The organism is Lysobacter sp. HA35, assembly GCF_054061195.1.
Window position 1 is genome coordinate 387,038 of the sequence record NZ_JBSSDY010000001.1, and the last position, 12,371, is coordinate 399,408.

Here is a 12,371-nt window from a genome sequence, read left to right on the forward strand (position 1 = left end):
CGCCGCGGGCTTCTCTGTATCGGGCCGGCGCTTTCGCAGCGGTAACGCGTCAGCGGCTAGCCTTCGGCAACCGACACGAGGTGATGGGATGGGCGAGGACGCCAAGCAACCCTGCGATGTCCTGATCGAAGCCGGCTGGGTCGTGCCGGTCGAGCCGCATGCGGAAGTCTGGGACGACCACGCGGTCGCGATCGAAGGCGACCGCATCGTCGCCATCGGCCCGCGCGCCGAGATGCGCGAGCGGTTCGCGCCGAAGGAAGTCGTGTCGCGCCCTAACGCCGCGCTGATTCCCGGCCTCGTCAATTCGCATACGCACAATCCGATGACGCTGCTGCGCGGCATCGCCGACGACCTGCCGCTGATGGAATGGCTGCAGGGCCATATCTGGCCAGTCGAAGGTGCGGTGATCGGGCCTGATTTCGTGCGCGACGGCGTGGCGCTGGCGATCGCCGAGATGCTGCGCGGCGGTACCACCTGCGCCAACGAGAACTACTTCTTCCCCGACGTGCAGGCCGAGACGTACAAGCGCTACGGCTTCCGCGCGCTGGTCGGCCTGCCGGTCATCGATTTTCCGACCGCGTGGGCGAAAACGTCGGACGAATACTTCGGCAAGGCCGCGGACGTGCACGCCGCATGGCGCGACGATGCGCTGGTCGGCACCGCCATCGCGCCGCACGCGCCGTACACCGTCAACGACGCGAACTTCGAACGCGTGCGCGACTTCTCGCGCGACCGCGACGTCCGCGTCCATCTGCACACGCACGAGACCGCGCAGGAAATCCGCGATTCGATCGCGCAGTTCGGCATGCGCCCGCTGGCGCGTCTCGATCGCCTTGGGCTGGTCAACGACCGCCTGATCGCGGTGCACATGACGCAGCTCACCGACGAGGAAATCGCGCTGTGCGCCGAGCGCGGTGTGTGCGTCGCGCATTGCCCCGAGTCGAACCTCAAGCTCGCGTCGGGCTTCTGCCCGGTCTGCAAGCTGCAGCGCGCCGGAGTGACGTTCGGCCTCGGCACCGACGGCTGCGCGAGCAACAACGATCTCGACATGGTGGGCGAAACGCGCACCGCGGCGCTGCTCGCGAAGGCGGTTGCGGACGATGCGTCCGCGCTCGACGCCGCAAGTGCCTTGCGCGCCGCGACGTTTGGCGGCGCGGTCACGCTCGGCCTCGGCTCGAAAATCGGTTCGATTCGCGCTGGCAAGCAGGCCGATCTTGTCTGCATCGACCTCGACGACATCGAAAGCCAGCCGCTGTACCACGTCATCTCGCAGCTCGTGTACGCGACCGGCCGCCATCAGGTCACCGATGTCTGGATCGCCGGCCGCCGCAAGCTGCGCGATCGCGAACTCGTCGACATGGACCGCGATGCGCTGCGCGCGAATGCGCGACAGTGGCGCGATCGCATTCGCCAGATCCGGACCGCCTGATGACCACCTCCACCGCCGGCAATTTCCGTCAATCCGAACTCGACCGCTTCGGCGCGCTCGCTGCGCGCTGGTGGGATCCGCACGGCCCGCAGAAGCCGCTGCATGCGCTGAATCCGGTGCGCCTGCAGTACGTGGCCGATCGCGTGCCTTTGTCGGGTGCGAACGTGCTCGATGTCGGCTGCGGCGCGGGCCTGCTCAGCGAAGCGATGGCGATCGCGCGTGCGAACGTCACCGCGATCGACCTCGCGCCGGAGCTGGTCAAGGTGGCGCGGCTGCATGCGATGGAAAGCGGTGCGACCGTCGACTACCGCGTGCAGGCCGTCGAAGAAGTCGCTGCAGCCTCGCCTGGCACATTCGATGCGGTCACCTGCATGGAAATGATCGAGCACGTGCCCGATCCGTCCGCGGTCATTCGCGCCTGTGCCGACGCCCTGAAGCCGGGCGGCCGCCTGTTCGTTTCGACGATCAACCGCACGCCTGCGGCGTTCGCGTTCGCCATCGTCGGCGCCGAATACGTGGCGCGCCTGCTGCCGAAGGGCACGCACCAGTACCGCGACTTCGTGCGGCCGTCCGAGCTGGGTGCATGGCTGCGCGCCGCCGGCATGGAGCTCGAGGACGTCAGCGGCCTCATGTACCTGCCGATGCTGCAGTCGGCGCGCCTCACGCGTCGCACCGAGATCAACTACATCGTCAGCGCGCGCAAGCCCGGATGAGCGACGTTCGATTTCCCAAGGCCGTGCTGTTCGACCTCGACGGCACGCTGCTCGACAGCGCGCCGGACATGCTCGCTGCGGTGAATGCAATGCGTGCCGCGCGTGACGAGCCGCCGATGAGGCTCGACGCGTTGCGTCCGCATGTTTCGAAGGGCGCGCGCGCGATGGTCGGCGCCGCGTTTCCACAGGTCGACGCCGCGACGCGCGAGACGTGGATTCCCGAATTCCTCGAGCACTACCGTCGCGAGCTCGGCCTGCATGGTCCGCCGTTCCATGGCGTCGAAGAGTTGCTTGCCGCGATCGAAGGGGCTGGCTCGCGCTGGGGCATCGTGACAAACAAGCCCGAATCACTCGCGGTCGCGCTGATGCCGATCCTGGGGTGGGACTCCCGCTGCGCCGTATTGATTGGCGGTGATTCGCTGCCCGCGCGCAAGCCCGATCCGCTGCCGCTGCGCGTCGCGGCGGAACGCATGGGCGTCGATATCGCCGACTGCGTCTACGTGGGCGATGACGAGCGCGACATCGCCGCTGCGCGCGCGGCCGGCATGCGATCGGTCGTCGCACTGTGGGGTTATCGCCTTGACGAGGACGACCCGGTGTCGTGGCAGGGCGACGTCATGCTCGACGCACCGCGCGACATGCTCGACCCGTCGAAGTGGATGCCGCAGTGAGCGAGATCGACGCGCATCCCGCCGGCGATGCGTCCGCGTTCGTCGCGAAATGGCGCGGCGCGTGGCCCGAGTGGGCGCTCGTGGAGCGATTCGTGCCCGCGTCGCAGCGCGACGTCGTCGACGCCTGGCAGGCGCTGCAGTTCGAATGGCAGGAAGCCGCGTGGCGCGGCGATGACGCGCGTCCGGGCGAGGCCAAGCTGCATTGGTGGATCGACGAGCTCGCCGGATGGTCGAAAGGCATCCGACGTCATCCGCTCGGCGTCGTGCTGCAGAAGCAGGCGGGTGCATGGAGTGGCGTCGCGCAGGCGCTGCCGACGCTGGTGAGCGCGCGCTTTCGTCCACGCGACATGGTCGAGGCGCGTGAGCAGCTTCAACCGCTCGCCGATGCGATCGCCGCGGCCGAGCAGTCGCTGCTGGGGCCGTCACGTCCGGATGCGGTGACCGCGACGTGGCTTCATGCGCGGCTGGCGCGGCATCCTGGCGAAGCGGTGCCGACCGACATTGCCGCTCAGGACGATGCGTCCGGCCGCTGGGCAAGCGCATTGCTCGCCGACTGGCCGTCGCTACGCGGGCTCACGCCATCGCGCGGCGTCGCGCTGTCGCTGGCCCGCGCGCGACTTGCCGCTGGGCATGCCGCGGCGCCGCTGTCGCCATGGTCCGCCCTGTGGGCGGGTTGGCGCGGCGCACGCGACTGACGCGTCACGGACCGTTCCGCAGGCGGTCCCGGGCACGAAACACGGCCTCGGTAGAATGCGTGACTTCACTGGATTGCACGGCCCGTCGATGACCCAGCCCCGCGTCATGCCCGATGTCGCACTCGATCGCGCCGCCACTGCGCGCGCACTCGATCGCGTCGGCATGGCGGGCATCGCATTGCCGGTGCGCACGCGATCCGCAACCGGCGAATCGATGCAGGTCCCGGCCAAGGTCGATGTCTTCGTCGACCTGCGCGATCCGGATGCGCGCGGCATCCACATGTCGCGCCTTTACCTGCGCCTGCAGCACGCCTTCGCCGCGGAAGAAATGACGCCCGACGGTTTGGCGCGCGTCCTCGCAGCGCTGGTGGAAACACAGGGCGATCTGTCTCGTTCGGCGCACCTCGCGATCCGCTTTGATCACCTGTTGCTGCGCCCGGCGCTCGCCAGCGCGAACGCGGGCTGGAAGGCGTATCCGGTCGAGGTCATCGCAAATGTCGTCGATGGCCGCGTGTCGATCGACCTGGGCGTGGACATCGATTATTCGTCGACGTGTCCGGCCTCGGCCGCGCTGTCACGGCAGATGACCGCCGAAGCTTTCGCGCAGACATTCGGCGCGGATGGCACGGTCGACGCCGCGTCGGTGCGCGACTGGCTGCGTTCCGAACAGGGGCTGGTCGCAACACCGCACGCACAGCGCAGCCGCGCGGAGGCGCGTGTGCGGCTTGCAGCAGGCGTCGCGTCGCTGCCGATCGTCGACCTGATCGAACGTGTCGAATCCGCGCTCGGAACGCCGGTGCAGACCGCGGTGAAGCGTGAGGATGAGCAAGCCTTCGCCGCGCTCAACGCGCGCAACCTGATGTTCTGCGAGGACGCCGCGCGCCGCGTTGCGCATGCGCTTGCGCACGATCCGCACGTGGTGCGTTTCGATGCGCGCGTGTCGCACTTCGAAAGCCTGCATGCACACGATGCCGTCGCATCGGTGAGCGGAGAAGGCGTCGGCGCCTGACGTTCGGCGCCAGACGCGAAGCCGCATTACCTGGCAGGCGCGTCGACCAGCAGCAGCGGATCGATCCGCACATCGAACCAGTTCATGCCCCAGTGCAGGTGCGGGCCGGTCGCGCGACCGGTCGATCCCACTGCGCCGATGACCTGACCCTGCGCCACGCGATCGCCGACGTGCACATCGATGCGCGAGAGATGCAGGAAGTTCGAACTCACGCCGTGGCCGTGGTCGAGCACCACGGTGCCGCCGGTGAGGTAGAGATCGGGATCGGCGAACGTGATCGTTCCCGCGGCCGGCGCATGCACCGGCGTTCCCGTCGCAGCTGCGATGTCCATGCCCGAATGCGGCGCGCCGGCGCTGCCGTTGTAGACGCGCTGGTTGCCGAACCGTCCGCTGATGCGGCCCTGCACCGGCCACTGGAAGCGCTGCAGGAAATCGACGCGTTCGTCGTCGCGCGTACGTACTGCGGCGACACGCGCCTGTTCGGCTTCGATGCGAGCAGCGATGGCGGGCGGCGGATTCACTGTCGCCGGTGGCACGCCGTTGACGTGCTCGATCGGCCAGTCACGCGGCACGATCTGCAGGCCGATAGTTTCGGGCAACGAGCCCGGCACGTCGATCGACACCGGCATGCGGCCGCTGGCGTCGCGCGCGATGCCGAGCGCGAAATGCCCGTCGGGCGCGACGCGAACGTCGCGTCCTGCGAATCGAACATGCGCATTCGCGGGAGCGCGGCCGATCGCCAGCGCGCCCTGCGATGCGGTCGCGGGCAATTCGACCGACATGCGCGATGTCGCGGTGACGGGCGCCGATGCGCTCCGCGGAGACACCGCGCAGGCCGCGAGCAACGTGATCATCGAAGCGATCAGGGCGCGTCGCGCCATCGTGTACCTCCGCGAACGAGAGGTATCGATCATCGGCGCGGCTGGCCCAATCGCGGCTGAGTCATCGCGGCGGCACCGGATCGTGCCCGCCGGGATGGAACGGATGGCAGCGCAGAATGCGTCGCGCGGCCAGCCAGGAGCCACGGAGCGCGCCGAAGCGTGCGATCGACTCCATCGCGTACACCGAACAGGTGGGATGGAAACGGCAGCGCTGGCCGAGAAGCGGGCTGATCCAGCGCTTGTATCCGCGCAGAAGTGCGATAAGGGCGCGGTCGATCACGGAATCTTGATGCTCCGGCTCACCATGATGGCGGCCACATCGCCGCGGTTGCTCGCTGTCAGGGCGTAATCGCGGCACCCATGCAATCAACGTCGAAGCACGCTCGAACTCCCTGTACGAACACGCATCATGTGTGGTTGCCGCCGTTGACGCGGGCAGGGTATAACAGCGCGCTTTCCCGCCTCAAGGGAAGAAGGACAGGCGCTCGTGGCGACAAAGAAAACCGCGAAGAAGGCCGCCTCGCCGGCCAAGAAGTCCGCAGCGAAGCCGGCTGCGAAAAAAGCTGCGAAACCCGCGGCCAAGCCGGCTGCGAAGAAGGTTGTAGCGAAGAAGGTGGTCGCCAAGAAGGCGCCGCCGAAGCCCGCATCGAAGGCGAAGCCGGCGCCCGCGAAGAAGGCGGCACCGGCGAAGAAGGCTGCGCCGGTCGCCAAGGCGCCGGTCAAGAAGGCTGCATCGAAGACCGCGGCTCCGTCGCGTGCGATCGAAGCAGCGGCAGCACGCAAGCCCGCGGTTGCGAAAAAGGCGCCGGTTCCGGCGAAGCAGCCTGCAGCGGCGAAGCCCGCGGCGCAGGCGGTAGCACGGGAAGGCACGAATGAACGTCCGACGCAGTCCGGGAAGACCGGTGCGGCGGCGGGCGCGTTGAAGAACGGGACATCGTCGACCGCGGTTGCCGCGGCGCGTCCGTCCCCGCAGGTGGAGTCGATGAGCAGGAACGCAAACAAGAAGAGCGCCGCGGCCCCCGCCGCAGCTACGAGCGGGACACCCGCCGTGGTCGAGCGCCCATCCAGTGGCAAGGTCGCCGTCGCCGTGACGGCCAACCGGGGCAACGCCACGTCGAATACGACGCGCCGCATGCCCGAGTACAAGACCGACGACGCAACGGGTCGGCCCATCGTTCCGGACGGCTACAAGCCGAAGTCGGACGAGGAGTACATGAACCCGCTGCAGCTCGAGTACTTCCGCCAGCGCCTGCTGTCATGGCGTGGCGATCTGGTCGAGGAATCGAAGCAGACGATCGAGAACCTCCGCGAGGAAGTTCGTGACGTCGGCGACGAGGCCGAGCGCGCTACGCGCGAGACCGAGAACTCGCTCGAGCTGCGCACGCGCGATCGCTACCGCAAGCTGATCAGCAAGATCGACAGCACGCTGAAGCGCATCGACTCGGGCGACTACGGCTACTGCGCCGATACGGGCGAGGAAATCGGCCTGGATCGCCTCGAGGCGCGTCTCACCGCCGAGCGCACGATCGACGCGCAGGAGCGCTGGGAGCACCTGCAGAAGCAGATGGGCGATTGATTCGTCGATCCAGGTGTTGATATCGAAGCCCCGCCGAGTGCGGGGCTTCGTATTTGCGGCGTCGGCTCAGGCGTTCGGTGCGTTGGCCGCGTAACGATGCGCGAGCCAAGCGAGTGCGATGGCGATGAGCAGCACGAGCCCTTGCATGGCGAGCGCAGGCATCGCCGGCGCGCCACCGGATGCGATGACGAGGCCGACGTCCTGCACGATCACGCCGATCAGCGACGCCAGCAGCAGTGGCCACGCGATGCGATGAGGCTGCGTGAGTGCGACCGACCCGAGCACGCCCGCGATCACCGCCACCGCGGTGCCGATGACCGACCAGCCCGGGCGCATGGCATAGAAGTGCTGCTGATCCAGCGGAAGACGCGCGATGTCGCCGGGTTTCAGCCGCGCGTCCGCCGCGAACGCGAGGCAGCCGAGCACGTTCCAGATCACGGCGACGATCGCCACCGGGCGAAGCCATTTCGGTCGAATGCGCATTGCACGTCTCCCGTGACGCCGGGAGCGGCGCCGGGCCTAGCGTAGCTCGCGAAGATCCAGCCGGCGCAGCTTGGGCGCACGCCAGGCGGTCGATGCGACGACCGCGATGGTCATGACGCCACCGAATACGACGGACGGCACCAGCCCCATCATCCTCGCCATCGCGCCGGACCAGAACGCGCCCAGCTCGTTCGACGAGCCGATGAAGATGCCGTTGATCGACGACACGCGGCCGCGCATGTCGTCCGGCGTCGCGAGCTGCAGGATGGTCGAGCGAAGCACCACCGACACGCCGTCGCACATGCCCGACAGCATCAGGATCGCGGCGGACAGCCAGAACGACGTCGACAGGCCGAAGCCGATCATGCACAGGCCGAAGCCGGCGACGGATGCGAGAAGGATGCGGCCGGAGTGCTTCTCCAGCGGACGACGCGCGAGATACAGACCGACCAGCACCGCACCGAGCGCGGGGGCGCCGCGCAGGATGCCGAGCGCTTCTGGGCCGCGATGAAGTACGTCGCGAATAAATGCCGGCGCCAGCGAAATCGCGCCGCCGAGCAGCACCGCGAACATGTCGAGAGCGAGCGCGCCGAGCAGCACCTGGTGGCCGAAGACGAAACGGATGCCTTCGCCGATGCTGCGGAAGATCGGCCCGCGCTGCATCTGCTGCGGGGGTTCGGTCACGCGCAGCGAGACCACCGACAGCGCCGCGCCCAGCGCGAGCGCCATCGCGACGGCATACGCGACAACCACGCTGCCTGCACCGACCAGCGCGCCACCGATCGCGGGACCGATCACCAGCCCCGCCTGGAACACGATGCTGCCGATGCTCGCGCCGCGCGTGTACTGCTCGCGCACCAGCACGCGCCCGAACAGTGCGTTGTAGACCGGGCCGAGAAACGATCGAACCATGCCCGTCAGGCCGACCGCGCAGTACATCAGCAACAGCCGCGACGTCGGTACCGCCTGCGTCGTCACCAGCATCAGCACGAGTGGCGTAGTCGCGAGGCCGAGACAGGCCGCCATGCCGAGCTTGCGTCGTGGCAGGTGGTCGACCAGGTAGCCGGCGAAAGGCGCGACGCAGAAGTACGGGATCACTTCCGCCAGGCCGATCAGGCCGAGCTTCAGCGGATCGCGTGTGAGCTGATAGATCTGCCAGCCGACCGCGACCGAGACGATCTGGTACGACAGGATCGTCAGGATGCGGTAGCCCATCAACGCGACGAACGCCGGAACGCGCATCGGCGCTGGTGCGGGCACAGCCTCGCTCATGCGGCGTCCCGCGCGACCTGCGCGGTTTCGCGGATGCGGGCGAGCAGGGCGCTCAGACCGTTGCTGCGCGTCGGCGACAGATGCTTCGACAGACCGATGTCGGCGACGAAAGACGGTTCCGTCGCGAGGATCTCGTCGGCACTGCGCCCCGCGTAGACGCGCAGTGCGAGGAAGATCAGGCCGGAGACGATGGCCGAGTCGCTGGCGGCGAGGAAATCCAGCCGCGACACATCGCCCGAACTCACGATCCACACCTTCGACTGGCAGCCCAGCAGTCGCGTCTCTTCGGTACGCAAGGCTTCGTCCATCGGCGGCAGCTTGCGGCCGAGGTCGATCAGGTACTGGTAGCGCTCGGCCCAGTCGCCGAAGAACGCGAATTCGTCGCGGATGGCCATCTGGGCCTCGGCGGCGGTGGATTCGAGCGGGAACCGCGTTTCACTCACGATGCTGACCTCAGGCGCGCCGCCAGCGCACGCCGGCGGCGGTGTCCTCGAGCAGCACGCCTTCGCCGGCGAGCTGGTCGCGGATCGCGTCGGCGCGAGCGAAATCGCGCGTCTTCTTTGCGGTGGTGCGTTCTTCGACGAGCGTGTTGATGCGTGCGTCGTCGCTGTCGTCGACGCCACGTGCGAACCATTCGGCGGGCGATTGCTGCAGCAGGCCGAGTGCGAGGCCGGCACCGAGCAGGTCGGACTTGAGCTGCGACAGGCGCGTGCGGTCGGCGTCGCCCGCGGCGAGCAACGCACGCGCATCGCGCGCGAACTCGTTGAGCAGCGCGAGCACCTGCGGCGTGTTCAGGTCGTCGTCCAGTGCGCTATCGACCGACGCGGAAATGGCGGAGGTGGCGTCGATATCGGCCAAGTCTCGCAGCGTGCCGTAGAGCCGATCCAGCGTGCGCACGCACTGATCGATCACCGTCTCCGACCACTCCAGTGGCTGCCGGTAATGCGCCGACAGCAGCGCATAGCGCAGCGCTTCCGGCGGATGCTTGGCGACGAGGTCGTGGATCTTCTCGATGTTGCCGATCGACTTGCTCATCTTCGCGCCGCCGAAGTTGAGCATGCCGTTATGCAGCCAGTAGCGCGCGAAGACGCGGCCGCCGTGCGCGCATTCGCTCTGCGCGATCTCGTTCTCGTGATGCGGGAACTGCAGGTCGACGCCGCCAGCGTGAATGTCGATGGTCTCGCCGAGATGCGCTTCCGCCATCGCCGAGCACTCGATATGCCAGCCCGGACGGCCGCGACCCCATGGCGATTCCCAACCGGGCAGGTCGTCGGTGGACGGCTTCCACAGCACGAAATCGCCCGGGTCGCGCTTGTACGGCGCGACGTCGATGCGCGCACCCGCGATCATCTCGTCGCGATCGCGGCGCGAGAGCTTGCCGTAACCATCGAACGAACCCACCGCGAACAGCACGTGGTTTTCCGCCGCGTACGCGTGGCCCGATTCGATCAGGCGCTCGATCATCGCGACGATCTGCGGCATGTGGGCGACGACCGAGGGTTCGACGTCCGGCGCGACCGCACCGAGCGCGGCCATGTCGTCGCGGAACGCGGCGGCGAAGCGATCGGTGATGGTCGAGATCGGCACGCCGAGCTCGCGCGCGGCGTTGTTGATCTTGTCGTCCACGTCGGTGATGTTGCGGACGTAGCGCACCGCGCCGTAGCGGCGGCGCAGCAGGTTCGCCAGCACGCCGAATACCACGTACGGCCGGGCGTTGCCGATGTGCACGTAGTTGTAGACCGTGGGCCCGCAGACATACATCGTCGGGCAGGCGGGATCGAGCGGCTCGAAGGCCTGCAGGCGGCGGGTGAGGCTGTTGTAGAGGTGCAGGCTCATGGCGCTCGTCGGACGCATGCGGTCGAGCCAGCCATTGTAGCGGCGTGCCAGCCGTGGCCGGCCCGGAGGCGGACGAGGACAGGGGGCATTCATCGCCACGGCCGCTGCGCCGCATACACTCTTCGGTCCGGTCCCCGCGGAGAACCCCGCCTTGCGACGTCGAACGCTGCCCCTGGTCGCGCTGCTGCTTTGCTCCGCCGTATGCGGGGCGTCCGCCGAGACCGTGGTCCAGCGCGAAAACGTCAGCTACGAGTACGCACGCGTGCTGCGGGTGACGCCGGTCTACCAGACGCTTACCGCCACCAGCATGGAAACGCGCTGCGAGGACGGCTCGCGGCTGTCGAAGATCGTCGGCAGCGTCCGCAACGTGCTCAAGCGCGACTCGTCGACGGGCAGCACCAACTGCCGCAGCGTGCCGGTGCAGCGCGAGTTCAAGCGCCCCTTCGCCTACGACGTCGACTACACCTATCGCGGCGCCAAGTACCGCTCGCGACTGGCCGACGACCCCGGCCATCTGCTGCGCATTCGCATTTCCGTGATGCCGGCCCCGTAACGCGCTTGCATCGCCCCGCCGCAGCCCGCAGAATCGCGCCCCTCATGCGTACCGACTACACCGACGCCGACATCCTGACCTCTGCCTACATGGCGGCGGGCATGACCTCGCGTGCTCGCCGACGCGCCCGCCACACGGCTGGGTAACGCGGCACTACGCCTGTACGGCGCAGACTCGGACCCAGCCCTCGCGCTGGGTCTTTTCGTTTTCGGGCCCGGCGAATCTTTCCCGGAGACCCCATGAAGCACTTCCTCAACACCCAGGACTGGTCCCGCGCCGAACTCGACGCGGTGCTGGCCGATGCCGCGCGGTTCAAGCGCTCGAAGATCGGCGACCAGCTCAAGGGGCGCTCCATCGCGCTGGTCTTCTTCAATCCGTCGATGCGCACGCGCACCAGCTTCGAGCTCGGCGCGTTCCAGCTGGGCGGCCACGCCGTCGTGCTGCAGCCGGGCAAGGACGCATGGCCGATCGAGTTCGATCTCGGTACGGTGATGGACGGCGATACCGAGGAACACATCGCGGAAGTCGCACGCGTGCTGGCGCGCTACGTCGACCTGATCGGCGTGCGTGCGTTCCCGAAGTTCGTCGACTGGTCGGTCGACCGCCAGGATCTCGTTCTGAAGTCGTTCGCGAAGTATTCGACCGTGCCCGTCATCAACATGGAGACCATCACGCACCCGTGCCAGGAACTCGCGCACGCGCTCGCGCTGCAGGAGCACTTCGGCACGAGCGACCTGCGCGGCAAGAAGTACGTGCTGACCTGGACGTACCACCCGAAGCCGCTCAACACCGCCGTCGCAAATTCCGCGCTGACCATCGCGACACGCATGGGCATGGACGTGACGCTGCTCTGCCCGACGCCGGACTACGTGCTCGACGAGCGCTACATGGGCTGGGCCGCGCAGAACGTCGTCGAGAACGGCGGCTCGCTGCAGGTGAGCCATGACATCGACAGCGCGTATGCCGGCGCCGATGTCGTCTACGCCAAGAGCTGGGGCGCGATTCCGTTCTTCGGGCATTGGCAGGACGAGAAGCCCATCCGCGACGCGCACAAGCACTTCATCGTCGACGAACGAAAGATGGCGCTGACCAATAACGGTGTCTTCAGCCACTGCCTGCCGCTGCGCCGCAACGTCAAGGCCACCGATGCGGTGATGGATTCGCCCGCCTGCATCGCCATCGACGAAGCCGAGAACCGCCTGCACGTGCAGAAGGCGGTGATGGCGACGCTCATCAGTCAGCGCGGCTGATCC

The 12,371-nt window shown here is 67.9% G+C and carries 14 protein-coding genes; 8 read left to right on the forward strand and 6 right to left on the reverse strand.

What is annotated here, in order from left to right; translation table 11 throughout:
* Positions 1–88 precede the first annotated feature (88 nt).
* From ACVWZN_RS02050 to folE2, 5 genes are all read left to right on the forward strand, one after another.
* Positions 89–1,429 (forward strand): TRZ/ATZ family hydrolase, encoded by a 1,341-nt coding sequence (locus tag ACVWZN_RS02050; protein ID WP_456952393.1) that lies wholly within the window; start codon positions 89–91, stop codon positions 1,427–1,429.
* Positions 1,429–2,142, forward strand: coding sequence for a bifunctional 2-polyprenyl-6-hydroxyphenol methylase/3-demethylubiquinol 3-O-methyltransferase UbiG (ubiG, locus tag ACVWZN_RS02055; RefSeq protein ID WP_456952394.1), 714 nt, complete (start codon positions 1,429–1,431; stop codon positions 2,140–2,142). The genes ACVWZN_RS02050 and ubiG overlap by 1 nt, the downstream gene beginning before the upstream one ends.
* Positions 2,139–2,813 (forward strand): phosphoglycolate phosphatase, encoded by a 675-nt coding sequence (gph, locus tag ACVWZN_RS02060; protein WP_456952395.1) that lies wholly within the window; start codon positions 2,139–2,141, stop codon positions 2,811–2,813. Before ubiG ends, gph begins: the two co-directional genes overlap by 4 nt.
* On the forward strand, positions 2,810–3,508 hold the full coding sequence (locus ACVWZN_RS02065) for a hypothetical protein (protein ID WP_456952396.1): 699 nt from the start codon (positions 2,810–2,812) through the stop codon (positions 3,506–3,508). The genes gph and ACVWZN_RS02065 overlap by 4 nt, the downstream gene beginning before the upstream one ends.
* An 88-nt stretch (positions 3,509–3,596) precedes the next feature.
* Positions 3,597–4,517, forward strand: a complete 921-nt coding sequence (gene folE2 / locus ACVWZN_RS02070; RefSeq protein ID WP_456952397.1) for a GTP cyclohydrolase FolE2 — start codon at positions 3,597–3,599, stop codon at positions 4,515–4,517.
* Positions 4,518–4,543: 26 nt separating this feature from the next.
* Here the strand turns inward: folE2 and ACVWZN_RS02075 are convergent, their stop codons facing one another.
* Entirely contained in the window at positions 4,544–5,398 is an 855-nt protein-coding gene (locus ACVWZN_RS02075; protein ID WP_456952398.1) for a M23 family metallopeptidase, read from the reverse strand.
* Positions 5,399–5,459: 61 nt separating this feature from the next.
* Positions 5,460–5,678 (reverse strand): membrane protein insertion efficiency factor YidD, encoded by a 219-nt coding sequence (gene yidD, locus ACVWZN_RS02080; protein ID WP_456952399.1) that lies wholly within the window; start codon positions 5,676–5,678, stop codon positions 5,460–5,462.
* A gap of 207 nt (positions 5,679–5,885) precedes the next feature.
* Here yidD and dksA point away from each other — a divergent pair, with 207 nt between their 5' ends.
* Entirely contained in the window at positions 5,886–6,974 is a 1,089-nt protein-coding gene (gene dksA / locus ACVWZN_RS02085; protein WP_456952400.1) for an RNA polymerase-binding protein DksA, read from the forward strand.
* A gap of 66 nt (positions 6,975–7,040) precedes the next feature.
* Here the strand turns inward: dksA and ACVWZN_RS02090 are convergent, their stop codons facing one another.
* From ACVWZN_RS02090 to cysS, 4 genes are read right to left on the reverse strand one after another with little or no spacing between them, the layout of a single operon-like run.
* Positions 7,041–7,457, reverse strand: a complete 417-nt coding sequence (locus ACVWZN_RS02090) for a hypothetical protein (protein ID WP_456952401.1) — start codon at positions 7,455–7,457, stop codon at positions 7,041–7,043.
* Positions 7,458–7,493: 36 nt separating this feature from the next.
* Complete coding sequence (locus ACVWZN_RS02095; RefSeq protein WP_456952402.1) at positions 7,494–8,729, reverse strand: MFS transporter; 1,236 nt, start codon at positions 8,727–8,729, stop codon at positions 7,494–7,496.
* Positions 8,726–9,124: a SufE family protein gene (locus tag ACVWZN_RS02100; RefSeq protein ID WP_456954687.1), complete on the reverse strand. Its 399-nt coding sequence runs from the start codon at positions 9,122–9,124 to the stop codon at positions 8,726–8,728. Before ACVWZN_RS02100 ends, ACVWZN_RS02095 begins: the two co-directional genes overlap by 4 nt.
* Before the next feature lie 58 nt (positions 9,125–9,182).
* Positions 9,183–10,565 (reverse strand): cysteine--tRNA ligase, encoded by a 1,383-nt coding sequence (cysS, locus tag ACVWZN_RS02105; protein WP_456952403.1) that lies wholly within the window; start codon positions 10,563–10,565, stop codon positions 9,183–9,185.
* 151 nt (positions 10,566–10,716) lie between these two features.
* Between cysS and ACVWZN_RS02110 the strand changes: the two genes are divergently transcribed.
* On the forward strand, positions 10,717–11,118 hold the full coding sequence (locus ACVWZN_RS02110; protein ID WP_036141822.1) for a hypothetical protein: 402 nt from the start codon (positions 10,717–10,719) through the stop codon (positions 11,116–11,118).
* 239 nt (positions 11,119–11,357) lie between these two features.
* Positions 11,358–12,368 carry an N-acetylornithine carbamoyltransferase gene (locus tag ACVWZN_RS02115; protein WP_456952404.1) on the forward strand — a complete coding sequence of 337 codons (1,011 nt, stop codon included), beginning with the start codon at positions 11,358–11,360 and terminating at the stop codon, positions 12,366–12,368.
* The last annotated feature ends 3 nt before the right edge of the window (positions 12,369–12,371 follow it).